Genomic DNA, 24385 nt, shown 5'->3' with positions numbered 1-24385 from the left:
TGTAGTATAAACCGTTTTGGCTGTAGAGTCCACAGCTATCTTCGATTTCTTGTTGAAAATTTGTGAACAGGCTTTTAGGAATGAATAAGAAACCCTCTAAATAGAAGAGTAACCGACTTGTCTATTCTTTCTTGAAGGGCAGTAGAGTCGGGTTGGTTGGTACACCAGTAGAGAAGTGTGCCAAAAAAATTAAGTATAGCAATAGAAGCCATTTCTTCGGCAGGGATATCGACTATAAGTTCGCCTCGGTCTTGTCCTGTTTGAAAAACTTTTGTAAAATGAGCGCGCATTTTTTCAATTTGAAGAATTTCAGATTGTTGAAAGGAACTGTTGGTAATAGCAATATGAAACCAAGAACGGATTAGGTGAGGGTTCGCTTCTTCGTTTGATTGTGCTAGTAATAAAAACAGTTGTTTAACAATGGCAGCAGTTGATTCTTCGGTTTGGAGGAGCTGTTCTAATTTATAGGAGATACGGTTTGTAAAATTAATTCCAAGGTAGTGAAGAACTTCTTCTTTTGTTTTAAAGTAATTAAAAAATGTTCCCTTTGCTACACCCGCTTCATGGGTAATTTGAGACACAGTCGTTTTTTGATATCCCTGCTGTTGGAATAAAGAGATAGCTGCTTTTTGGATGCGTTTTTTTGTTTCTTCTTTTTGTAATCCTCTGTTCATAAATTACACCTCGTTTGAATAGGAGTAGTCGTTTGACTCAAGTTCATAAGCTAGTATAGAGAAGTAAAGCAGAGCAATTAAAAAACTGAGCAGAGGATAAGACGAAAGGGATCAACGCTCATGTTTTTATATAGTATATAATATTCTGTTAATTCGTAAAACAATATTTTATGTATATGTTTTAGGGAAAAAGGATAACAAAATAAGAAAATTTTTCTTTACGGATATAAGAGGCGGTCACTATAATAGGAAATATGGACTATTAGATAAGCAGGTGAGATGAGAGGAGTAAGTGATATGAATCGAGATAAAGGAATACTGTTGGAAAGTGGTACAAACGAACTGGAAATTGTCGAATTTGAGATAGGAAATGTTTGGTTTGGCATCAATGTAGTAAAAGTTAGAGAGATTATTAATCCCGTATCTATTACACCTGTTCCAAATGCGCATTCTTACATAGAAGGTATTATAGAACTAAGAGGGGAAGTACTTCCTGTCGTTGACATAGCAAAAGCGTTGAAAATGGAACCTTCAAATACGCCGGAAAAAGATAAGTTAATTGTTACAGAGTTCAATCAGCAAAAAATTGTCTTTCATACCCATGCAGTGACGCAAATTCACCGTATTTCTTGGAAAGAAATTGAGAAGCCTTCGGATTTGTATCAAGGTTTGGAAACGCAGATTACTGGAGTGGTGAAATTAAACGGTCAAATGATTCTGCTGTTAGACTTTGAAAAGTTGATTTCTGACGTGAACCCTGATGCGGGTATTAATCAGTCGAAAATAAAAAAGCTAGGGGCTAGGGAACGCTCTAATAAAAAGATTGTCGTGGCTGAAGACTCGCCGCTGCTGCGCCGAATGATTGAAGATACTCTTGCACAAGCGGGTTATGAGAACACGGAATTTTTTGAGAACGGTGAGGAAGCATGGCACTATCTAAGCTCGGTGATCGATGAAGGAATGGAAATCAGTGATCAAGTCCAGCTGCTTATTACAGACATAGAAATGCCGCAAATGGATGGGCATCATTTAACTAAAAAAGTGAAAGAAAATCCTCAGCTTTCTATACTTCCAGTCATTATCTTCTCTTCTCTTATCACAGAAGATTTACGTCACAAAGGAAAGATGGTAGGAGCGGAAGGACAAGTAAGTAAGCCAGAAATCGGAGAGCTTGTTGAGTTGATCGATCTCTATATTTTGTAGAATCACAAAAAAGTGCCTGAACGCAGATTGCTCCACTTCAGGCACTTTTTTTTAAAAATAACTTTTACCCAGCGGTTTAAACACAGGTGCTTGCCGTTTTCTTGGAGTCGAAACAGGGCTTTTGGCCGGCTGTATGAGATGACCCGTATATTTAGATAATAAGCGCTTTGCATAAGATAATGACATAGTCGTTTTGGGATTTCGATACTGATGGTTTAAATGGCCGAGGTGTGATAACTCTTTGAAGTCTTCTTTCTTTGGAGGCATATGGAAAAAGTAGTCTCCAACTGATACAAGTACATCTGATTTTTGTTGACTTTTACCAGGGTTTGGCGAAAAGTGAAGTCCTTCTTTTTTTGCTTTTCCTTCTAAAATTAGTTGATCTAATGCAATTTTCTTTAACGTATATAACTGCTTAGGATCAGGAGCAGCTTTTGCGTGACGATTTACAGTGAAAATAGCTTGTGCAATCTCAGATACAGACGGGGTCAAAGAGCCTTGTCCATTTGCTTGAGACATACGTTCACTCCCTTTCTATCATATCAGCTGTTCAACCTATAAGCTGAAAGCTGATACGTTCATTATAGCGTGTCTTGTCCCATTTGAAAATAATTACACGAAGAAGTATTTTGGTAATTAATGAAATTTCCTATGTATAGGGTTTGTTTTGTTACGCTTCCTTATACAAGTAAAGTGGAACAGCACGCTATACTTTCTATTTTAAAAAATGCTGCTCGCACAGTTAAACAATCATTAATTAGTAAATCCTGAACTATTGAGCCATTCGTCGAGAAGGGCGAATATAAACACCAGTACCATTTGGCACAATTTGAGCTAGCTCATTTACTTGGGCATTATACATGCGAATGCACCCTTTGGATACGGCTTTTCCAATAGAACTTGGATCATTTGTTCCGTGAATGCCATATGACTTTTTAGACAAGCTTAGCCACATAGTGCCAAAAGGCCCCCCGGGGTTTGGCTCCCGGTTAACGATAACAAAGTCTCCAGTAGGTGTTGCGCTCAGCATTTTTCCTGCTGCAATGGGATAGACTTTTTGTACGATATTATTTTTTCGTAATTCAAGCTGTTTTTCAGCAATAAACACGTGGATTGTGTAAGGAATGAGCTCTTTATCAGGGAGGTTTGGAATGATGATTACTTGCCCAGGCTTCAGCGTGCTATGGCTTACAAAAGGATTAGCCATCCACAGGTCTTCAACCGGAATCCGGTAGTCACCTGAAACGCTTTGCCAGGTTTCACCGTGCTTTACTATATATATCATTAGCTTCGCTCCTTTGATGTATGACTATATTGTAACAGTATACGATTGAAAAAAGTAAAAGTGACCTTTGTGAGCATAAAGTTATTTTGAAAAAGGTGTTGAAATTACATTGACTTATAAGCATGGACTGATTGATATAGGTTCAAATACGATACGCCTTGTTATTTATGAATACAAAAAAGGCAGAGGGTTTAAGCAAATTGAAAACGTGAAAGTAGCTGCACGGCTTCGAAATTATTTAAGTAAAGAAGGAGTGTTAACAGCTAAAGGAATATATACCTTGCTTGATACGCTTAAAACGTTTGGAGTTATTACCAAGCATCAGCAGCTCCCGCACGTTACCTGTGTGGCCACAGCTACGATCCGTCAAGCGGCTAATGCAAAAGAAGTTCTAGCGCTTGTAAAAAAAGAAACCGACTTTTCTATTCAACTATTGTCTGAATATGAAGAAGCGTACTACGGCTTTGTTGCCGTTATTCATTCCACTTCGATCGAAGAAGCCATTACAATTGACATTGGAGGGGGAAGTACGGAAGTTACGTATTTTCGCAATCGAGAGTTAGTGGAGTGCCACAGCTTTCCGTTCGGTGCCTTATCTCTGCGTCTGCAGTTCGTCAAAGGCAATATCCCCACTGCAGAAGAAAAAATGAAAATCCGCAATTTTGTAATCCGGCATTTCCATACTGTCCCGTGGCTTTTAAATCGCCAAGTTCCGATTGTAGCAATTGGAGGAAGTGCAAGAAGTATGGTGCAAGTGCATCAAGGTTTTATCCACTATCCTCTCGCCGGTCTGCATCAATATGAAATGAATTTAGCTGATATATTGCATGTGAAATCTGCTATAGGCTTATTGTCTTATCACAATCTTCAAAAGCTAGACCGCTTGTCAAAAGATCGTGCGGATACAATTTTGCCAGCGATTGAAGTATTTCAATCATTATATGAAACAGTGAACGCGACTCGCTTCATCTTAAGCCGCAAAGGCTTAAGAGAAGGGGTGTTATTTAAGGAAGCGTCTGATGCTAATATCCAGCCAATGTACCCCGATGTCATACAGCAAAGTTTTCAAGAAATAATGGAAGAGTTTGAAGTAAGTAAAGATTACGTCAAACAGCTTACGCGCACAGCTATTATGATGTTTCAGCATTTTAGGGAGCAGGGGCCGGTTGATTTAAAAGAGGATGACTTAGCGCTTCTTATAAGAGCTGCGCAAGTGTATGATATAGGAAAGTATATTGATGCGGAATCAAGCAGCCAGCATACGTTTTATGTGCTTGCTAATCGTACAATTGATGGTATTTCACATATAGAACGTTTAAAGCTCGCACTTGTTTCTTCATATAAAGGGAAGTCTTCTTTTAGGCAATATGTTGCTCCTTTTAAAAAGTGGTTAACAAAAGAAGAACAAAAAAAAGTCCAGCTGCTCGGTGCGGTTTTAAAAATAGCTGACGGTTTACATGCAACAAAGCGAAATGTTGTTCAACATATTGACATGAAAAGCGATGAAAACACAGTTACGATTAAACTATTATGTACAAAAACCTTTCGTCCTGAACAATATCAGGCTGAAAAACAGAAAAAGCATCTAGAAAAAGTAGTGAAAAAAAATATTGTTCTTGAATTTACTAAGCTTTAGAATAACGCTGAATCGGTTAGAATATTCAGTATAGCTAACTAGATTAAATCCATTATCCTGGAAGGTGAGGCTAATGTTAGAAAGTAATCGCACTTATAAGCAAACCATACAAGTGGCTGATTCAGCTTATTACAATAATCGTGAATTGAGCTGGCTGGCTTTTAATAAGCGGGTGCTGGAAGAAGCAGTAGATAAGAAAAACCCTTTGCTTGAGCGGTTTAAATTTCTAGGAATTTTCAGTTCAAATCTGGATGAGTTTTTTATGATTCGGGTAGCCGGATTAAAAGATCAAGTGAAAGCTGGATTTAGCAAACCTGAGAACAAAGCAGGCTTAACTCCTAAACAGCAGCTATTTTCTATCTCCAAACAAAACCACGATCTAGTCAAGCAGCAGTATGATACGTATATTCACACACTTCTTCCCGAATTACAGAAATACGGCGTGGAAATCATTACGGTTGAAAAGCTGGAGAAATTAAATCTAGATAAGCTTGAACAGTATTTTGACGAGCAAATCTTTCCCGTCTTAACTCCTATAGCCATTGATGCCTACCGCCCGTTTCCTATGTTGATGAATAAAAGCTTGAACTTAGCAGTCGTCCTTTCAGAAAATTTAAATGATGAGAAGCAAATTGCCGAGGTAAAAGGAAAATTAGCTATCGTTCAAGTACCTTCGATGCTAACGCGCTACATTGAAATAGCCACGTCAGATTCTACCCGTCTATTTGTATTGCTAGAGGATGTAATTGTCTATTTTATTAAAAAGTTGTTTAAGGGATACTGCGTTTCTTCCGTTTCTCAATTTCGAATTACCCGCAACGCAGATATGACTATTCACGAAGAAGACGCTCAGGATTTACTAAAAGAAATTGAAGAAGAGTTACAGAAGCGAAAATGGGGAGCGGCTGTTCGGCTTGAGATTAAGAATCCATATGATCAGGGTGTACTAGCGTATTTAAAGTCAGTACTTGAAATTGACGATGAAGATGTGTATGAGATCGAAGGACAGCTGGATTTAACCAGTTTATTTTCGTTTTATAGATTACTTAAATCTACGCATGAAGAGTTGGCTGAAAAAGCCTTTATTCCTCAGCTTACAACAGAGTTACATCCCGATCAAAATGTTTTCGACCAAATAATGCAAAGAGATATTTTGCTTCACCATCCTTATGAATCATTTAAGCCGGTACTTGATTTTGTTAACCGTGCAGCAGACGATGAAAATGTGCTTGCTATTAAGCAAACGTTATACAGGGTAAGCGGAGATTCTCCCGTTATTAAAGCATTAAAACGAGCGGCTGCAAAAGGTAAGCAAGTGACGGTACTAGTTGAACTAAAAGCGAGGTTTGATGAAGAGAATAATGTGCAATGGGCTAAAGAGCTAGAGCGGGCAGGGTGCCACGTGATATATGGAATGACTCATTTAAAAACGCATGGTAAAATTACGCTCGTGGTGAGAAGAGAAGGAGAGCATATTAAACGATTTGTTCATCTTGGTACTGGGAATTACAACGATGCGACGGCAAAGATCTATACGGATATAAGTCTTTTTACTGTCAACCTAAACATCGGGATAGATGCGGCCAATTTTTTTAATTACTTAAGTGGCTATACGCAAAAACCAGTATATCATCATTTATCCGTTGCACCATTTGATATAAGAAACGATTTTTTGCATCTCATTGATCAGGAAATCCATTATCACAGAAGGTATGGAAATGGAAGAATCATTGGGAAAATGAATTCATTGACGGATAAGGTTTTAATTATGAAGCTATATGAAGCTTCTATAGCTGGTGTGACAATCGAACTCATTGTTAGAGGAGCGTGCTGCTTGCGCCCTCAAATTCAAGGCGTTAGTGAGAATATAAGAGTAAGAAGCATTGTCGGACGATTTTTAGAGCATAGCCGAATCTATTATTTTCATCATAATAAACAGGAAAAGTTTTTCTTTTCATCTGCAGATATGATGACAAGAAACATGGTGAAACGAGTAGAAATTTTATTTCCTATCTTGGATACACATTTGAAAAAAAGGGTGTGGAAGTGGCTTGAAGTTATGCTTGCTGATAATGTAAAAGCACGAGAACAAGACCAAGAAGGGAATTATCATTACGTCATAAAAAAAGAACATGAGCTCTCTATTAACAGTCAAGAGATCTTTTGTCAATATGCTCTTTGCGGCGATCAAGAATAACATAAAAAAAGCCGAAGACTCGGCTTTTTAGTCATGTTATTATCTAGGAATGGGACCAACAGGACCGTATCCAGGTCCGTAGTATGTGTTATAAACAGGAGCACCGCCTCCATAGCCGGCACCAGGGTAGCCTCCTCCAGGAAATCCACCGCCGTAAAACGGAACTGGATAAGGATAAGGTGGTGGACAGCACCCAGGTCTGCCTCCAAAACCGCCAACAGCTAGTCCGCCAAGCAGCCCACCAGCTAAGCCAGCAACAAAAGGAAATCCAAAAAAGCGCTCGTCACCATTTGGAATATTACGATATCCTGTATAGGGATATTGATAGTACATAATTTAACCTCCTTGTCAGTTGTCTTTGTAGTGTATGGCTGAACGGAAGCTTTTGAGCCTGGTTTATTTCTTTAAGACTAGAATTAGGCGGTCATGATCAGCTAAAAAAAGACAAAAAACATAAAAACGCCCTTACAGGGCGTTTTTATGTTGATTGCAAGGTGAAAAGCGTAATTTCAGGCGTAGCTAAAAAACGAAAAGGAATGCGAGTGGTTCCTAAGCCTCTATTCACATAAAGCTTCATTTTAGAATCTCCAACTTCGTACATTCCTTCGGGGTAAACCGTCCCAAAGGGCGGTGTAATCAAAGGACCGTAAAAAGGAATTTGAATTTGGCCTCCATGACTATGGCCGGAGAGCTGAAGATCTACTGGAAAAGGAGCTGCTTTGACAGCAACGTCAGGTTCATGAATCATAGCAATAGAAAAGATATCCGGCTGTAATTGCCCTAGCGTTCCTTCATATTGTGGGTTCCCAAGCATAATATCATCGAGTCCACAAATATGAATGTAGCTTTTATCGGGCATGGAAACCGTGTCAACTTCATTTACTAAAAGTCTAAATCCTGCGTCTTCAATGGCTTGTTTGTAGATATTTGTTCCATATCCCCCGTGATCATGATTACCATATATGGCATATTTTCCAAGAGGGGCCTGAAGCCTCTGTAAAATCGGGGGAATTCTTTCTGGATGCGGGTATTCATTAGGTACATCCATTAAATCTCCGGTAAATAATATAATAGTAGGCTTCAAATTATTTATGGTCACCATAAGCTGTTCCAGTTGTAATAAATCATAAGAGAGTCCAAGATGAATATCACTAAATTGTAAAATTTTTATTCCGTCAAAGCTTTTCGGAATGTTTTTAGAAGTAATTGTATGACGAACAATTTGCAGACGTCTAGGCTCAATATATTTGGCATATGTATACCCAAAAGACGTGGTGAGCAAAGACCCTAACGAAATAGACGCTAGTCCTTTCAAAAAAGATCGTCTTGTATACGTCTTTTTCATGCAAAATCAACCTATTCCTTATAGTTTTCAAGTCTTCATTATAGCATTGTTTTTTTTATCATCACAACGAGAAGTCTGCTTTTAAGTTAAATGGATAAAAGTTTCACTTTATTCAGAAAAAATAGTAAAATGATAGTTGTAAAACACTTATGTTTTGGGGAGGAATATAAATTGAAGAACAAGGTCGTAATTGTTACTGGCGGTTCAAGTGGAATGGGAAAACACATGGCGAAGCGATTTTCAGAACAAGGTGCTCATGTGGTAATCACAGGCAGGTCAGCCGATCGATTACAAGAGACAGAAAATGAAATTAAAACGTTTGATGGACAGGTACTTTCAGTGGTAATGGATGTACGCAATCCAGAAGATGTGGAACGAATGGTTCAAGAAACGGACAAGGCATTTGGCCAAATTGATTTTTTAGTTAATAACGCTGCAGGCAATTTTATATGTGCAGCTGAAGACTTATCCATTAACGGATGGAACAGCGTAATTAATATCGTATTAAATGGTACATTTTATTGCAGTTCCGCAGTAGGAAAATATTGGATCGATAAAGGTACAAAAGGGGCCATTACAAACATTGTGGCTACATATGCCTGGAATGCAGGAGCAGGTGTTATTCATTCAGCTTGTGCCAAGTCAGGAGTTTTAACCATGACGCGCACGCTCGCGGTCGAGTGGGGAAAGAAATATGGTATACGGGTAAATGCGATTGCACCAGGGCCGATCGAGCGAACAGGAGGAGCCGATAAATTGTTTGAGTCAGAAAAAATGAAAGCGCGTACATTGAATTCTGTACCACTAGGACGCCTTGGAACTCCTGAGGAAATAGCAGGATTAGCCAGTTTCTTATTCTCCGATGAAGCATCTTATATCAATGGGGAATGCATCACAATGGACGGGGGACAGTGGCTAAATCAGCATCCTTTTTAAGGTTGGATACGCACTAAAAAGTACAAAGCAAACCGAGAAGGGCTAGCAAAATTATGCTATTCGTATTATACTAACGTAAAGTGAACAAGGAGAGGGGAGAGTTGAGTGGACCCGTTAGATGTATTAACAAACATAGAGAAAACTCTTCCGTATTATCAAGCAATTTTTAGTGCAGATGGACATAGAGTAATTGGCTATGAAGTGTTGGCGAGGTTTCAAAATGAAGGGGAAATTGAAAGTCTCGGCCCATTCTTTCATGATGATGCGATTCCGGATGAATATCGCATAGAAGTTGATTATGCTGTTTTAACGCAAGCGCTCGAGCATATGTTGACCCAGGAAGAACAATTTTTAATTTTTATTAATCAGAACCCTAATTTATTAATGAACGATCATGGAGAATCCTTGCTGGAATTATTGCAACTTTTCGAAAATAAAGGATTATCGCTTGATCGAATTGTTCTCGAAATTACAGAACACAATTTTAGTGGAGATTTGGAATCACTTCAACACTTACTAAAGTATTATCAAACATATGGTATTAAGATTGCAATTGATAATATAGGAAAAGAAAGTAGTAATCTAGACAGGATTGGGTTGCTTTCACCAGATATCTTAAAAGTAGATTTACATATTCTGAGACAAACGGACATGGCGCAGTCGTATCAAGACGTATTGTATTCTTTATCTCTGTTAGCAAGAAAAATGGGTGCTACGCTTCTATACGAAGATATAGAAGCCTCCTATCAGCTGCAATATGCATGGAGAAACGGAGGCAGGTATTTTCAAGGTTATTATTTACATAAGCCGGCTGCTGAACTTGTCGATCCGAACATCTTAAAGGATAAACTAAAGGAACGTTTTGAAATGTATATCGCTCACGAAAAGAAAAAGCTGCTTGCTGTTTACCAGCTGACAGAACGCTTTCAAGATAAAATGCAGCAGGTAATGACAAAGTGCAGAAAGCTAGAAACGTATGACGATATGCTGCCTGTTATTGCAGAAGAACTATCCAACGTGTGTTTTCGCCTTTACATCTGCGATGAAAACGGATTTCAAAAGTCTTCTAACTATGTAAAGAAAAACGAGGATTGGATTCTTGAACCTGAATATGTAAAGAAAAATTGGAGCTGGCGCCCATATTTTCTTGAGAATATTATTCGAATGAGCTATGAAAAAAAAGGCATATTATCAGATTTGTATAATGATATTGAAACAGGTGAGAATATCCGGACTTTTTCGTATCCGATTGATAATATGCACTATATATTCCTTGATATTTCATATTCTTTTTTATACGAAAGAGACGTTTTGTAGAGAATAAATAAGTTAAAGTTAAACCGGCAACCAGCAAAAGTGGTTGCCGGTTTTTTATGTTTTTTTAGAGGAGAACGACAGTCGGTTGTAGGGATATGCATAGGCAGGGGAATTTTCGGAATTCTAATAAAAAAGAAGTTAAGGAGCTGATTTAATTTGAAGAAAATATGCTTACTTGTCTTTTTGCTGATTGTCTTGCACTCAGGAAAATCTGTTCATGCAGAAGTATCAGGAGAGACTAGGCATGAAATCTTTATAATTTTGCAGGACGCTTATCAGGCTCAGCTAAGAGCTGCGTCTGCCCATGCTAACCCAGACGCTGTTCGCGAGCTGAAATTGTTTTTAGATGATGAGTATGCATCTGTGTTTTTTAATGAGGCTCTCTTACAAAAAGCTCAAGGGTATGTCGGAGAGGGACCTGAATATTTAACACACTATATCCCTTTCTTTTCTTTCGATGAACAGACAAAGGTAGCTCTTCATTCCAACCAAAACAAAGCTTATGTCTATCAATTTTTTCCCGCTGTGCATAATGAACGGGTAAAATACCAAGATCATTACGAAATGATCACGTTAGTAAAAAAACAAGGGAAATGGAAAGTGCAAAAGTTTATATATAGTAAGAAACACTCAAAATAGCTGAGGAAAGCTTATTTTGAGTGTTTCTGTTACCCGATGTTAAGAAGCTTCTCAAGCGCTTGAAGGTCAAATCCTCTGATGATTTCCTGGTCAACACGAATGGTCGGAGTGGAATAAGACTCCAACTCAGTAGTCATTCGTTTTCGAGCAGAAGCATCTTTAGATACGTCAAATTCTTTATAGGAAACGTGATGATGCTGTAAAAACTGTTTAACAATTTCGCAAGGTGGGCAAGCTGGTTGTGTGTACAACTCTATAGATCTCAATGAAAGCACCTCCCTATATTAAAATGAATAGTGTTAAAGTAGAATGAAGTTTTGTATGATACATAGTATATCGCTATGTTATTATAATAAAAAACGACATATATCGCTATAATAAGGCATTTTCTTATGAAAAATCACGTAAAGTACTTGTGTTTTTTTAGTATGTGGCATATAGTGAAATGGTGTCTTTTAAGTATTAGTTTAGATAAAGGTTTTATTTGAATTGATATTGTAGAAAAGTCGAATGCGTAATGATGTAATAGGTGAAAGGAGAGATTATATGTCACAATTACAAGGTATTTTAACTCGTCTTGTGAATCTCCGTGAGCAAGCAAGTGGAAGTGAAGCGCCACAACGCTTCTTCGAAGTAGAGGGAAAAAGAATTTGCAGCGTGAAATATCATGCAAAAACTGAAACATACGAACTTGAAGTATATCAAGATGGTGAAAAGCCAGCCGTTTATCAATTCGATAACGTTGATATGATTGCAATTGAAATTTTTGAACTTATTCATTAAGGGATAAAGCAAAACGAATGCCGCAAAGGATTTTATACTTTGCGGCATTTTTTTGTTACTGCGTATGGAGTTTTTGCGGTGGCTTCTGCCCTATTTTCCCGAGAAATATCGACAAAGTGATAGCGGATTTTCTGATAAATGGAAGGAATGGGTCGAATGCCGTAAAAAAATCAAAATAAAAAAATTCAGATAATTATGAACTTTCGTTGACACTTGTTTTAAAAAAATCTAGACTTAACATATAAGGGAAAACATTGAGTGTGTCTGCTTCTATTCCCTCTTAAAGGTTCGCATTTACGTAAGCAAGCTATTTTCATTTTGTAGCTTGTTCTTTTTCTCTTTACACACGTGGAAGTTATGAGAAATGGAAGGAGAATGTATAAATGATTGATATTGATCACAATCAGTTAAATCAAATTGAACTTCGAGATCTGCTTGTCACTTCTGATAAAGTTGCTCATGTTCAAGTGGGAAATAATTTAGAACATGCTTTGCTTGTGTTAACAAAGACTGGATATACGTCCATTCCCGTATTAAATCCAAGGTTTCAGCTGCAGGGGTTCGTGAGCATGACGCTTATTTTAGATTCGATTTTAGGATTAAAGCGCATTGAATTTGAACGATTAGAAACCATGAAAGTAGAAGAAGTTATGAATCAAAATGTTCCTCGCGTCTCCATGAAAAAATCCGTATTAAAAGTCATAAATGCCATGATTAACCATCCTTTTTTGTGCGTAGAGAATGAAGATGGCATTTTTGAAGGGATTTTAACACGAAGAAATTTGTTAAAATCATTAAGAAGGCAGTCCATCATTCTCCCGAAAGAGTCATTTCAATAATTTTTTTAAGAAATCGTGTTTCAGCCTATCTTTCTCCGTTTTTTTCTTATATGATAAAGGTAAAATGAAAGTAAAAAGAGGCTTGAAAGGAATAACTGAATGCAATTAATAGAATGTCGAATGCTCGTTGTATTAGCTCAAGAATTAAATATGAGAAAAGCTGCAGAGAGATTATTTGTATCGCAACCAGCTTTATCACAGAGGCTGCAAACCATTGAAAAAGCATGGGATACACAAATCTTCATTCGTTCGCAAAAAGGACTGTCATTAACGCCTGCTGGAGAAAAGATTGTTCAATTTGCAAAAGAAGTAGTAGAAAAAGAAGATCGGGTTCGTGAGGACTTGCATCATTTAGATAATGAAGTATATGGTACACTCAAATTAGCGGTGGCTTCGATTATTGGACAGCACTGGCTGCCGGCGGTGCTAAAACGCTATATGGATCGCTACCCACATGCTAAAATCTCTCTTGTAACCGGCTGGAGCAGTGAAATGCTTCGCTATCTGTACGAAGATGAGGTACATATTGGAATCATACGCGGAAATCCGGATTGGAAAGGTGTCAAAGAACATTTGTTTACAGATCCTCTTTACCTAGTTGATTCAGAAATTGAAAGGGCAGCGGAAGTAGTAAATACTCATCGACCATTTATTCAATTTAAAAGTGACTCAACGTATTATCAAGAAATTTTAGAATGGTGGCATCGAGAGTTTCATACTACACCGAAGCGTACGATTGTAGTGGATCAGATTGAGACGTGTAAGCAAATGGCTTTAAATGGTCTTGGCTTCGCTATTTTACCATCGATTGCTATTAAAGAAGCTGGAAGCCATATTCACCGGACGCCGCTTCTGAAAGCAAATGGAGAGCCAATTACGCGAGACACTTCTTTAGTTGGATATGAATCAGCGTTTAAACTGAAGCAAGTTCGAGCATTTGTTGATATTGTACGTGAATATGTAACAGAAACGGTATAAAGCGAGCCTAGATGCTCGCTTTTTTTATTTGCAATCGTTATCTTTTTATTAAAACGATAATGATGCTTGTCATTGTGAAAGCATTTTGTTACATTAAATGAGACATTGCTTACTTAGGAGGAATACATAATGAAAATGATGGATGCTAATGAGATTATCTCATTTATTCAAAACAGCACAAAATCAACACCAGTAAAAGTTTACGTAAAAGGTGAAGTAGAAGGAATTGACTTTGGTTCATCTTCTAAAACATTCGTAACGGGAAACACAGGTGTAGTATTTGGTGAATGGAAAGAAATCAAAGCTGCTATTGAAGCAAACGAAGGAAAAATTGAAGACTACGTAATTGAAAACGATCGCCGCAACTCTGCGATTCCTTTATTAGATATGAAAGGAATTAAAGCTCGTATTGAGCCAGGCGCTATTATTCGCGATCAAGTTGAAATCGGCGACAACGCTGTTATTATGATGGGGGCATCTATTAACATCGGCTCTGTAATCGGTGAAGGAACAATGATCGACATGAACGTAGTACTTGGTGGTCGTGCGACAGTAGGTAAAAACTGTCACATCGGCGCAGGTTCTGTATTAGCTGGTGTTATTGAGCCACCTTCTGCAAAACCAGTTGTAGTAGAAGATGATGTAGTAATCGGTGCTAATGCTGTTGTTCTTGAAGGTGTAACAGTAGGTAAAGGTGCCGTAGTTGCTGCAGGTGCAATTGTGGTAGAAGATGTAGCTCCTTACACAGTAGTAGCAGGTACGCCGGCTCGCGTTATTAAAGAAATTGACGAAAAAACAAAGTCTAAAACAGAAATCAAGCAAGAATTGCGTCAATTAAACGAAGAATAAGAAAAACGATCAGTTTACGCTTTTTCTTTGTTGAATTAATAGGTTTTAGCGATTGGGATACTGAATCCTTAAACGTATCATATGGACAAGTTGGAAGCGTGGGCAACCACGCTTTCTTCTTTATTTCGTGAGGAGGACATACACATGGCTGAAAATGAATTTGTGAAAATAAGAAGAGAGCTACATAAAATTCCTGAATTAGGGTTTCAAGAGGTGAAAACACAGCGTTTTTTGCTTGATTATATTAACACTCTTCCGCAAGAGCGCTTAGAAGTAAAGACGTGGAAAACAGGACTCTTTGTTAAAGTACATGGTACAAACCCAACTAAAACAATAGGTTACCGAGCAGATATTGACGGTCTTCCTATCACGGAAGAAACGAATTATTCTTTTCAATCACAGCATGAAGGACTCATGCATGCCTGCGGACATGATATGCATATGGCCATTGGGCTAGGCGTACTGACTTACTTTGCTCAGCATGAAATAAAAGATCATGTATTGTTCATCTTTCAACCTGCAGAAGAAGGTCCAGGAGGAGCACAGCCGATGCTCCAAAGCGATATCATGAAAGAATGGCTTCCAGATTTCATCTTCGCCCTTCACGTAGCGCCTGAATATCCGGTTGGGTCGATTGCACTGAAGGAAGGGTTACTATTTGCTAACACGTCTGAGCTATTTATTGATTTAAAAGGAAAAGGCGGCCATGCTGCTTATCCACATACAACAAATGATATGGTAGTTGCTGCATGTCAGCTCGTTTCACAGCTTCAAACTATTGTTGCTCGCAACGTTGATCCGCTAGACAGCGCTGTAATTACAGTAGGGAAAATTCAAGGCGGGACGGTTCAAAATATTATTGCGGAGCGAGCTCGCATAGAAGGAACCATTCGCACGCTATCTCCTGAATCAATGACGCGTGTTAAAGAACGAATTGAAGCGATTGTTAAAGGAGTAGAAGTAGGGTATCAGTGTGAAACAGCCATTGATTATGGTTGTATGTATCATCAAGTATATAATCACCATGAAGTCACACGAGAGTTTATGGAATTTGCCAAAGCGCAAACGGACTTGGATGTGATTGAGTGCAAAGAAGCAATGACAGGAGAAGATTTTGGCTATATGCTAAAAGATATTCCTGGATTTATGTTTTGGCTTGGTGTTCAGTCTGAATATGGTCTTCATCATGCAAAGCTGCAGCCTCATGAAGGCGCAATAGATACTGCGATTTCACTTATTACAAAATATTTTGAACATAAAGGCAATCAATAAATCGTATAATCATTTTTCCTTATGGCTAAATTAATACCATGAGGAGGTGGGCAACGATGGCACGAATTGGTGTAGAATACGGTTTAACAGATGTACAGGCTGCACTTCAGCAGCTCGGACATGAAGTGGTACAATTACGCAACGAAAGTGATGCACAAGGGTGCGATTGCTGTGTTGTAACAGGACAGGATTCAAACGTAATGGGGATTTCTGATGCAGTAACGCAAGGCTCAGTTATTACAGCTAGCGGATTAACGGCAGAAGAAATTTGTCAGCAAGTAGGCAACAAGGTACAAGGATAAAAGAAAGCCGAAGGAATAAATCCTTCGGCTATTTTTTATGCATGCTGAGGCTGCTTGGCATCTTCAGGCTGCTTTTTATCAATATTTACTTGATGAGGGAACGGAATATCAATACCGGTTGCGTCAAACGCTTCTTTAAACTCTTTGCGAAGCTGACGTTCAACCCCCCACTGTTCACCGTTTTTAGCTTTGCCCACTACACGAAGCACAACGTCCGATGCGCCTAAACCTTGAACTCCTATCACGCTTGGTCCTTCTACAATGTTTTCATTTGTTGCAGCAACGCGCTCGCATACTTTTTCTAGTACGGAAATTGCTTTGTCAATATCATCATCATACGAAATGCCAATATCAATCAACGCGCGCATATTGCCTCGGGAATGATTGCTTAAGCTTGTAATTTCACGGTTAGGCACATAGTGCAAAGTTCCATCAAATCCGCGAATTTGAGTAGTACGAAGACCTACTGATTCGACAATTCCTGAAAAACTTCCGGTTGTTACATAGTCGTCAACATCCAGCTGTTTTTCAAGAAGTAAAAAGAAACCTGTTACAACGTCGCTAACCAGTCCTTGAGCACCGAACCCGATTGCTAGACCCACAACTCCGGCACCAGCTAATAGAGCTGTGGCATGGATATTTACTGCTTCAAGCAGCATAACGACAAAAATGAAGATAAGTACATATGAAAACACATTAACGGTTAAACTTTTGAGTGTGAGCATGCGTCCGCGCGTAGTATTTTCGCGCTCACTCATTTTTTCAAAGGAACGCTCAATAACTTTTTTACCAATTGCTCGTACAAGTAAAAAGACGATAGTAATGGCAATAAGTTTTAACACAATCACTCCGGCATTGGTAAGAAGCTGTTCCCAGTTGATGTCTTGCATCTTAAACATTCGTTGTTCATCCTTCCTATGTTCTGTTTCAATATTACTAAGTGGGAATGTATTCTGTGGAAAAGATTTTGTAAGAGTATGAGCACATTTGTTTATTCCCGATATTAGACATGCTAAACTGAGAAGGTAAATAAATGCAACCCTTTTATAGCATTTTTTTGCTGAAGTCAGGGTTTAATTTGCCCTAAAGGCGGGCATAACAACTATGTTACCATTATAAGATGTTGTTTAAATTCATTCTTAATTAATATTGACTAAAAAAACAATATCCATTATAATGAAAACCGTTATAACAGTACATAAGTGAGAATGTTTTATACATTTTCTCATTTAATAATTATTTGGAGGGATCATGTATGCCAGAACGTATGGTAGGTAAACAAGCTCCACGCTTTGAAATGGAAGCTGTATTATCAAACAAAGAATTCGGTAAAGTTAGCTTAGAAGAAAATATTAAAAATGACAAATGGACAGTATTATTCTTCTATCCAATGGACTTTACATTTGTATGTCCAACAGAAATCACTGCACTTTCTGACCGTTATGATGAGTTTGAAGATCTTGACGCAGAAGTAATCGGTGTTTCTACAGACACAATCCATACACACTTAGCTTGGATCAACACTGATCGTAAAGATAATGGTTTAGGTGATCTTAAATATCCATTAGCAGCTGATACAAATCACGTTGTTTCTCGTGAGTACGGCGTTTTAATTGAAGAAGAAGGTGTAGCACTTCGCGGTTTATTCATCATCAGCCCAGAAGGCGAATTACAATATTCAGTTGTAAACCACAACAATATTGGCCGTGACGTTGATGAAACTTTACGTGTTCTTCAAGCGTTACAAACTGGCGGACTTTGCCCAGCTAACTGGAAACCAGGTCAAGCTACTTTAAACGCGTAAGCACAACGTTTAAAAGGTCTAACGTCCACGTTAGGCCTTTTTTTCATCGGATAATAAAGAACATATAGTCAATAATAGTGAAAATAAGGGAGGCTTTTATTCATGAAATTACGTCAGCCAATGCCTGAGTTAACGGGCGCTACAGAATGGTTAAACGGAGAGGTTACAAAAGAGCAGCTAATTGGCGAAAAGCCAACGCTTATTCATTTTTGGTCAGTAAGCTGTCATTTATGTAAAGAAGCAATGCCTCAAGTAAATGAATTTCGCGACCAATACAAAGATCAATTAAACGTAGTAGCCGTTCATATGCCGCGCTCTGAAGATGATTTAAACTTATCAAAAATTAAAGAAGTAGCAGCAGAACATGATATTACGCAGCCAATTTTTGTAGACAGTGAGCATAAATTGACGGATGCATTTGAAAATCAATATGTACCGGCATATTATGTATTTGACAAAACAGGTCAGCTACGCCACTTCCAAGCTGGTGGAAGCGGTATGAAAATGCTTGAAAAGCGCGTGAATCGTGTATTAGGCGAGAACGAATAAATACAGGCAGTTGTAACAGGTGAAAAGCATTCGATGCTTAGTAGAACTTGCATCGAATGTTTTTCTTTTTTGTGTGTAGGAAGTAACTGATAAAGGAAATATAAAAATGTGGATTTTTTCTTGTGAGTTTACACCATACTAACACTAACAACATGATACGAAACTTACTATTGGAGGTAATTTACATATGAAATTAGGTATGATTGGCTTAGGGAAAATGGGAGCAAACTTAGTATTGAATTTACTAGATCATAATCATTCTGTAGTAGCATTCGATGTGAACAACGAAGCCGTACAGAAAGTATCAGAAAAGGGAGCAGAAGGCGCTTCTTCCATTAAAGAATTAGTGAGCAAATTAGAAAAACCACGCATTGCTTGGGTCATGGTTCCGGCTGGAGAGCTCACGGAAAAAGTAATTTCTGAGCTCCAAGAACTGCTTGAAGAAGGAGATATGATTATTGAAGGCGGTAATTCCAAGTATAAAGATTCTGTACGACGTGCTGCAGCTTCTGCTGAAAAAGGAATTCACTACTTTGATGTTGGAACAAGCGGCGGAATGGAAGGTGCCCGAAACGGCGCTTGTATGATGATTGGGGGAGATAAAGAAGCATTTGCTACAATCGAACCTATTTTCCGCGACATCAACGTAGAAAACGGCTATCTTTATTCAGGTGCAGCAGGAAGCGGCCACTTCTTGAAAATGGTTCATAACGGAATTGAGTACGGCATGATGCAAGCAATTGCTGAAGGTTTTGATGTGTTAGAGAAAAGTGAATTTGACTATGACTATGAAGCCGTAGCTCGCGTATGGAATAATGGCTCTGTTATTCGCTCATGGTTAATCGAATTAATGGAACGTGCATTTTCAAAAGATGCAAAACTTGAGGGGATTCGAGGAGTAATGAACTCTTCTGGAGAAGGCAAGTGGACAGTAGAATCAGCATTAGATTTACAAGTGCCAACGCCAGTTATTGCTTTATCTTTAATGATGCGCTATCGCTCACTTGAAGACGATACGTTTACAGGTAAAGTAGTTGCCGCTCTTCGTAATGAGTTCGGCGGACACGCAGTAGAAAAACAATAAAAAAAGAAGCTGGGATAAACGTATTTTAGACGAAGTGAAAAACGAACCATTGATCAACATGTTTGATTAGTGGTTCGTTTTTTTGTTATGGTGCATAGTTTCGTCTGTTTAGATCTTTCTAGCAGTTCAACTAATGTATTCCATTTGTTCGTCTTTAGATTGAATTCATTTAGTTATATCCCAGCCTCTTTTTTATGACTATTTACCTTTTTTTGAAAAAATATCTAAAAATTATGGTAATTTATTTCGGGAACCGATATATTTAAATATGTGTGGCACATTTTAGCTAAAGGAAGGACGGGGTATATGGAAACGTTTAAAAAACTAAAAGATTTTTATTTGCCGTACCGAATGTACTTTTTTTATTCTGCTATTTGTTTGTTATTTGTCACCTCCATCACTGTGATTTACCCTATTGTGTTGCAATATACGATTGATCATATTGTGTTAGGAAAACAATATCAGCTAGTCGATAATGTAGCATTTATTTTTATTGGGCTGATGATTGTCAAAGGAATCTTTACATATATTCAGCAATATTACGGCGACTTATTTGGAATTAAGTCCGTGTATACTCTTCGCAATAAACTTTACCGCAAACTTCAGTATTTACCGTTTTCTTACTATGACAATGCTAAAACAGGGGACTTGATGTCCAGGTTGACAGCTGATGTAGAAGGATTTCGTTTTTTTCTATCTTTTGGCTTCTCAGAATTAATTCGCTTCGTTATTTTACTTACTGCCAGCTTTTCCGTTATGTTCTACTACTCTATTTCACTCACTCTGGTCACAATCTGCCTGCTGCCATTTTTGGGGGTAGCTGTTTATCGTTTTGATAAACGTGTTCATCCAGCGTTTCGCTTAATTCGCCAATCGTTTGGGGAACTTAATACAAATGTTCAGGAAAATATAAGCGGCATACAAACGGTCAAGTCATTATCAAGAGAAAAATTTCAAACCTCTAAATTTAACGACTCCAACGGAGTTTATAAACATCGAAACATTGAAACCGCGAATGTGTGGGCAACTTATTTCCCTTTAATGGAGTTTATAGGAAACTTATCTATTGTTGGTCTCCTTGCGTATGGAGGAGCGCTTGTTATGAACGGAAGCGTACGTCCGGGGGAGCTTGTTGCTTTCTTTAGCTTAACCTCTTATTTAATGTGGCCTATTATGAATCTAGGGTTTGTTATCAATATGTTTTCACAGTCTAAAGCTTCAGGTGAAAGGCTGCTAGAAATTTTAGAAGAAGAAGAAAAAGTCCATGAGCATGCCGGAAGTTTCTCTATTAATGGAACGGTCGAGTTTCAACATGTTAGCTTATCCTATCCAAACGAAGAAAAAAAGTCGCTTGAGAACATATCATTTTCTGCTTCTAAAGGAAAAGTCGTAGGTTTAATTGGAGCAACTGGAGCCGGCAAAACAAGCTTAACACAGCTGCTTACGAGGTTTTACGAACCGACTTCAGGACAAATCTTAGTTAACCATCGTCCGATTAAAGAGTATCCGCTCTCTGTTCTTCGGAAAGAAATTGGCTTTGTACTTCAAGAAACGTTTTTGTTCTCAAGCAGCATAGGAACCAACATCTCTTATGGCGTGCCGGGTATTTCTAGAGAAGACATTATTGATGCTGCAAAACGAGCGCAGGCGCATGATTTTATTATGGAGCTTCCAGATGGGTATGACACGATGCTGGGAGAGAGAGGACTGGGGTTATCAGGAGGACAAAAGCAGCGCATTGCGATTGCACGAGCGCTTATCTTAAACCCGAGCATCTTAGTATTAGATGATGCGACGAGTGCCGTTGATATGAAAACAGAAAGAGAAATTCAATTGGCTTTAAAAGAAGTGATGAAAAATCGTACGACGTTTATTATCGCACACCGCCTTTCTTCTTTGCGACATGCCGATGAAATTTTGGTTTTACATGAGGGTCAAATAAAAGAGAGAGGAAGCCATGAAACGCTCATTCAAAAGCAAGGGATTTATAAAAATATTTATGACATTCAATATGAAAGCAATACGTCGGTGATGAACGTATAACAAGGGAGGAATAGAATGGAAGCCGAAAAAAATAAAGTTGTGCGAGAGCGCTTTTATTATCAAACAGATCAAATCATTGACAAGATGTTTAACTGGAAGCAAATGGCCCGCTTGTTTCGTTACCTTCATCCATATCGAAAAAATTTGCTTCCTTTCTCGTTTCTTATGGTCATTATCACGACGGTCATTAGACTTGCTATTCCTATTTTGATAGGTGTCTATACGCTTGATCACGCTGTAAAAGATAAGAATAGCACGCTGCTCATGCAGTTAGTTTTCATAATCTTTAGCTTGTATGTCCTCTCTTATATTTCGAATGTTTTTCGAATTAAATGGATGAACCAACTCGGGCAGCACGTTATATATGATTTAAGAAAACATTTATTTACGCATGTTCAAGGTCTGTCGCACCGGTTTTTTGATACGCGTTCAGGAGGCTCTATTCTTGTAAGGATTATGAATGATATTAACTCTCTTCAAGATTTATTTACCAACGGGGTAGTTAACCTGTTTATGGACCTCTTATTGTTAGTTGGGATTGTAGTTATCTTATTTTCTCTCAGTCCTGCTTTGACATGTGCTGTTTTAGTCATTTTACCGATTATGTTCTTGATTTCCACAAAGCTGAGAAGAAAAATTCGTCGGTCATGGCAAGTTGTTCGTATGAAGCAGTCAGTATTAAATTCACATTTAAATGAGAGTATTCAAGGCATTCGCGTCACTCAATCATTTGCTCAAGAACAAGAAAATATGCTGTTTTTTGATCGCATAAACAGTGAAAATTACGAGAGCTGGAGGCAAGCTACTCGAAAAAATGCCATGTTTCGACCGGTTGTAGAACTCACAAATGCTGTCGGAACGGCTATTTTAATTTGGTTCGGTGCCGCACTTATTCAAGATGAACGGCTAACAATTGGTATTTTTGTATCATTTGCTTTTTATCTTGGAATGTTTTGGGAACCGATTTCTCGTTTAGGGCAAGTGTATAATCAATTATTAATGGGAATGGCTTCATCCGAGCGTATTTTTGAATTTCTAGATGAAAAACCTCTCGTCACAGATTTGAAAACCGCTACCTCTTTAGACGGTATGAAGGGAAAAGTCCAGTTCAAACACGTCTCATTTTCTTATGATGGGAAGCGGAAAGCTCTCAACAACGTATCAATTGACATAAAAGAAGGCCAGACGGTTGCTTTAGTGGGGCATACTGGATCTGGAAAAACGTCCATTGCTAATTTAATCACCCGTTTTTATGATGTGAACGAAGGGCAGATTTTAATTGATAATATGCCTATTCGAGATATTACGTTAGCGAGTTTACGAGCGCAAATTAGTATTGTGCTGCAAGAAACCTTTATCTTTTCAGGAACCATTATGGAAAACATTCGGTTTGGAAAACCGGATGCTACTGATGATGAAGTGTTTAAGGCCGCAGAAGCGGTAGGGGCTGCAGGTTTTATAAAGCGTCTGAAAAAAGGCTATAATACGGAAGTAGAAGAACGAGGGAACGTCTTATCCGTGGGAGAGCGTCAATTGATTTCATTTGCTCGAACGCTGTTGGCTGATCCTCGTATTATCATTTTAGATGAAGCGACAGCAAGCATTGATACAGAAACGGAAGTGAAGATTCAACAGGCGCTTAAAACGCTGTTAAAAAACAGAACTGCCATCATGATTGCTCATCGGTTATCTACTATACGAGAGGCAGATAACATCATTGTATTAGATCATGGAAGCATTATTGAAACAGGGAATCACGGGGAACTAATGCAGCAAAAAGGCGTATATTATTACCTTGTTCAAACCCATGCTACAGCTTAAAAAACAGAGGGAGCTAAACTCTCTGTTTTTCTATGAGTGTGAGAAATGGTAAAGAGGTATAAGTGTTAACGGGAAAATGAGGTTGATGCAAAAGAATTGTGGTAAAATAACGGTAGTTCAGATTTTTTCCTGTACATAATGGAGGAATTCAAATGAAAAAAGAATTTGCAGTCATCGGATTAGGTAGATTTGGAGGAAGTATTTGTAAAACATTAAGCGATCAAGGAATGGAAGTTCTGGCGATTGATATTGATGAAGAAAAGGTAAATGAGTATGCTAATGTTGCTTCGCATGCAGTAGTAGGCGATTCAATGGATGAAGGGGTTCTAAAAAGTTTAGGAATTCGTAATTTTGATCACGTTATCGTAGCTATTGGTGACAATATTCAGGCAAGTATTTTGACGACCCTTATTTTAAAAGAGCTGGGTGTTGAAAAAATAACGGTAAAAGCGCAAAATGATTATCATGCCAAAGTGTTATCAAAAATTGGCGCCAATTTTATCGTGCATCCCGAACGAGATATGGGACGAAGAATTGCCAATAACATGATTTCAAACAGCGTGCTGGATTATTTAGAGCTATCTGAAGAACACAGCATTGTCGAATTAGTAGCGAGCAAAAGAATGGCTGGCAATACGCTGATTGAGTTAGACATTCGTGCGAAATATGGCATTAACATTGTAGCCATTAAGCGTGATCGAGATATCATCGTTTCTCCTCAGGCGTCCGAAACGATTCAAGAAGGGGACGTGTTGATTGTTATTGGAGCAGATGCAGATATCAACCGCTTCGAAAATAAATTTGCCAGTGCTTAATAAAAAAGAGCAGA

At 38.3% G+C, this 24385-nt stretch carries 25 protein-coding genes; 18 read left to right on the top strand and 7 right to left on the bottom strand.

The window, feature by feature from the left end; genetic code table 11:
• Positions 1 to 74: 74 nt before the first annotated feature.
• Positions 75 to 674: a TetR/AcrR family transcriptional regulator gene (locus AC2YJL_RS17325; protein ID WP_025749405.1), complete on the bottom strand. Its 600-nt coding sequence runs from the start codon at positions 672 to 674 to the stop codon at positions 75 to 77.
• 297 nt (positions 675 to 971) lie between these two features.
• Here AC2YJL_RS17325 and AC2YJL_RS17320 point away from each other — a divergent pair, with 297 nt between their 5' ends.
• Positions 972 to 1877 (top strand): chemotaxis protein, encoded by a 906-nt coding sequence (locus AC2YJL_RS17320; RefSeq protein WP_230932064.1) that lies wholly within the window; start codon positions 972 to 974, stop codon positions 1875 to 1877.
• Between the two features lie 51 nt (positions 1878 to 1928).
• On the opposite strand, the gene AC2YJL_RS17315 is transcribed toward AC2YJL_RS17320, so the two are convergent.
• Both AC2YJL_RS17315 and AC2YJL_RS17310 read right to left on the bottom strand, forming a co-directional pair.
• Positions 1929 to 2396 carry a YkyB family protein gene (locus tag AC2YJL_RS17315; protein WP_195695027.1) on the bottom strand — a complete coding sequence of 156 codons (468 nt, stop codon included), beginning with the start codon at positions 2394 to 2396 and terminating at the stop codon, positions 1929 to 1931.
• Between the two features lie 253 nt (positions 2397 to 2649).
• The gene (locus AC2YJL_RS17310) at positions 2650 to 3162 is read right to left on the bottom strand and encodes a L,D-transpeptidase family protein (protein ID WP_230932065.1); all 513 of its coding nucleotides are present in this window, start codon (positions 3160 to 3162) and stop codon (positions 2650 to 2652) included.
• Positions 3163 to 3271: 109 nt separating this feature from the next.
• Between AC2YJL_RS17310 and AC2YJL_RS17305 the strand changes: the two genes are divergently transcribed.
• Together AC2YJL_RS17305 and AC2YJL_RS17300 are read left to right on the top strand one after the other, a co-directional pair.
• Entirely contained in the window at positions 3272 to 4798 is a 1527-nt protein-coding gene (locus AC2YJL_RS17305; protein ID WP_230932066.1) for a Ppx/GppA family phosphatase, read from the top strand.
• Positions 4799 to 4871: 73 nt separating this feature from the next.
• Positions 4872 to 6995, top strand: a complete 2124-nt coding sequence (locus AC2YJL_RS17300; RefSeq protein ID WP_230932067.1) for an RNA degradosome polyphosphate kinase — start codon at positions 4872 to 4874, stop codon at positions 6993 to 6995.
• Positions 6996 to 7034: 39 nt separating this feature from the next.
• Here AC2YJL_RS17300 and AC2YJL_RS17295 read toward each other — a convergent pair whose 3' ends face one another.
• Together AC2YJL_RS17295 and AC2YJL_RS17290 are read right to left on the bottom strand one after the other, a co-directional pair.
• Positions 7035 to 7328 (bottom strand): hypothetical protein, encoded by a 294-nt coding sequence (locus tag AC2YJL_RS17295; RefSeq protein WP_013082274.1) that lies wholly within the window; start codon positions 7326 to 7328, stop codon positions 7035 to 7037.
• 145 nt (positions 7329 to 7473) lie between these two features.
• Complete coding sequence (locus AC2YJL_RS17290; RefSeq protein WP_153251871.1) at positions 7474 to 8340, bottom strand: metallophosphoesterase; 867 nt, start codon at positions 8338 to 8340, stop codon at positions 7474 to 7476.
• Between the two features lie 171 nt (positions 8341 to 8511).
• Between AC2YJL_RS17290 and fadH the strand changes: the two genes are divergently transcribed.
• The 3 genes from fadH (at position 8512) to AC2YJL_RS17275 (ending at position 11232) form a co-directional block, all read left to right on the top strand.
• Positions 8512 to 9276, top strand: coding sequence for a 2,4-dienoyl-CoA reductase (gene fadH, locus AC2YJL_RS17285; RefSeq protein ID WP_230932068.1), 765 nt, complete (start codon positions 8512 to 8514; stop codon positions 9274 to 9276).
• Positions 9277 to 9381: 105 nt separating this feature from the next.
• Positions 9382 to 10593: an EAL domain-containing protein gene (locus tag AC2YJL_RS17280; RefSeq protein ID WP_013056032.1), complete on the top strand. Its 1212-nt coding sequence runs from the start codon at positions 9382 to 9384 to the stop codon at positions 10591 to 10593.
• Positions 10594 to 10749: 156 nt separating this feature from the next.
• A complete protein-coding gene (locus AC2YJL_RS17275; RefSeq protein WP_230932069.1) occupies positions 10750 to 11232 on the top strand; it encodes a DUF3993 domain-containing protein in 483 nt (160 codons plus the stop codon).
• 29 nt (positions 11233 to 11261) lie between these two features.
• Here AC2YJL_RS17275 and AC2YJL_RS17270 read toward each other — a convergent pair whose 3' ends face one another.
• Positions 11262 to 11498 carry a glutaredoxin domain-containing protein gene (locus AC2YJL_RS17270; protein ID WP_013056034.1) on the bottom strand — a complete coding sequence of 79 codons (237 nt, stop codon included), beginning with the start codon at positions 11496 to 11498 and terminating at the stop codon, positions 11262 to 11264.
• Between the two features lie 280 nt (positions 11499 to 11778).
• Here AC2YJL_RS17270 and AC2YJL_RS17265 point away from each other — a divergent pair, with 280 nt between their 5' ends.
• The 6 genes from AC2YJL_RS17265 to AC2YJL_RS17240 all read left to right on the top strand — a co-directional run bounded on the left by AC2YJL_RS17265 (position 11779) and on the right by AC2YJL_RS17240 (position 16255).
• Entirely contained in the window at positions 11779 to 12015 is a 237-nt protein-coding gene (locus AC2YJL_RS17265; protein ID WP_013056035.1) for a YkuJ family protein, read from the top strand.
• Between the two features lie 383 nt (positions 12016 to 12398).
• A complete protein-coding gene (cbpB, locus tag AC2YJL_RS17260; RefSeq protein ID WP_013056036.1) occupies positions 12399 to 12854 on the top strand; it encodes a cyclic-di-AMP-binding protein CbpB in 456 nt (151 codons plus the stop codon).
• A gap of 99 nt (positions 12855 to 12953) precedes the next feature.
• Positions 12954 to 13832, top strand: coding sequence for a transcriptional regulator CcpC (gene ccpC / locus AC2YJL_RS17255; RefSeq protein ID WP_230932070.1), 879 nt, complete (start codon positions 12954 to 12956; stop codon positions 13830 to 13832).
• A gap of 129 nt (positions 13833 to 13961) precedes the next feature.
• The gene (gene dapD / locus AC2YJL_RS17250; RefSeq protein WP_013082280.1) at positions 13962 to 14681 is read left to right on the top strand and encodes a 2,3,4,5-tetrahydropyridine-2,6-dicarboxylate N-acetyltransferase; all 720 of its coding nucleotides are present in this window, start codon (positions 13962 to 13964) and stop codon (positions 14679 to 14681) included.
• 144 nt (positions 14682 to 14825) lie between these two features.
• Positions 14826 to 15953: an N-acetyldiaminopimelate deacetylase gene (locus AC2YJL_RS17245; protein WP_230932071.1), complete on the top strand. Its 1128-nt coding sequence runs from the start codon at positions 14826 to 14828 to the stop codon at positions 15951 to 15953.
• Between the two features lie 56 nt (positions 15954 to 16009).
• Complete coding sequence (locus tag AC2YJL_RS17240) at positions 16010 to 16255, top strand: YkuS family protein (RefSeq protein ID WP_013056040.1); 246 nt, start codon at positions 16010 to 16012, stop codon at positions 16253 to 16255.
• A gap of 35 nt (positions 16256 to 16290) precedes the next feature.
• On the opposite strand, the gene AC2YJL_RS17235 is transcribed toward AC2YJL_RS17240, so the two are convergent.
• Complete coding sequence (locus AC2YJL_RS17235) at positions 16291 to 17154, bottom strand: mechanosensitive ion channel family protein (RefSeq protein ID WP_050689393.1); 864 nt, start codon at positions 17152 to 17154, stop codon at positions 16291 to 16293.
• A gap of 356 nt (positions 17155 to 17510) precedes the next feature.
• On the opposite strand from AC2YJL_RS17235, the gene AC2YJL_RS17230 reads away from it, so the two are divergent.
• The 6 genes from AC2YJL_RS17230 (at position 17511) to AC2YJL_RS17205 (ending at position 24371) form a co-directional block, all read left to right on the top strand.
• Positions 17511 to 18059, top strand: coding sequence for a peroxiredoxin (locus AC2YJL_RS17230; RefSeq protein WP_014461006.1), 549 nt, complete (start codon positions 17511 to 17513; stop codon positions 18057 to 18059).
• Between the two features lie 102 nt (positions 18060 to 18161).
• The gene (locus tag AC2YJL_RS17225) at positions 18162 to 18608 is read left to right on the top strand and encodes a TlpA family protein disulfide reductase (RefSeq protein WP_230932072.1); all 447 of its coding nucleotides are present in this window, start codon (positions 18162 to 18164) and stop codon (positions 18606 to 18608) included.
• Between the two features lie 187 nt (positions 18609 to 18795).
• On the top strand, positions 18796 to 19692 hold the full coding sequence (gene gnd / locus AC2YJL_RS17220) for a phosphogluconate dehydrogenase (NAD(+)-dependent, decarboxylating) (RefSeq protein ID WP_230932073.1): 897 nt from the start codon (positions 18796 to 18798) through the stop codon (positions 19690 to 19692).
• Between the two features lie 306 nt (positions 19693 to 19998).
• Positions 19999 to 21735, top strand: a complete 1737-nt coding sequence (locus AC2YJL_RS17215) for an ABC transporter ATP-binding protein (RefSeq protein WP_230932074.1) — start codon at positions 19999 to 20001, stop codon at positions 21733 to 21735.
• Between the two features lie 15 nt (positions 21736 to 21750).
• Complete coding sequence (locus tag AC2YJL_RS17210; RefSeq protein WP_230932075.1) at positions 21751 to 23556, top strand: ABC transporter ATP-binding protein; 1806 nt, start codon at positions 21751 to 21753, stop codon at positions 23554 to 23556.
• Positions 23557 to 23708: 152 nt separating this feature from the next.
• Positions 23709 to 24371: a potassium channel family protein gene (locus AC2YJL_RS17205; RefSeq protein ID WP_013056047.1), complete on the top strand. Its 663-nt coding sequence runs from the start codon at positions 23709 to 23711 to the stop codon at positions 24369 to 24371.
• Positions 24372 to 24385 lie beyond the last annotated feature (14 nt).

The sequence above is a fragment of the Priestia sp. SRI_019 genome, from assembly GCF_057586255.1.
Note: the sequence above shows the minus strand (reverse complement) of the source record. Positions and strands in the feature narration are given on the sequence as shown.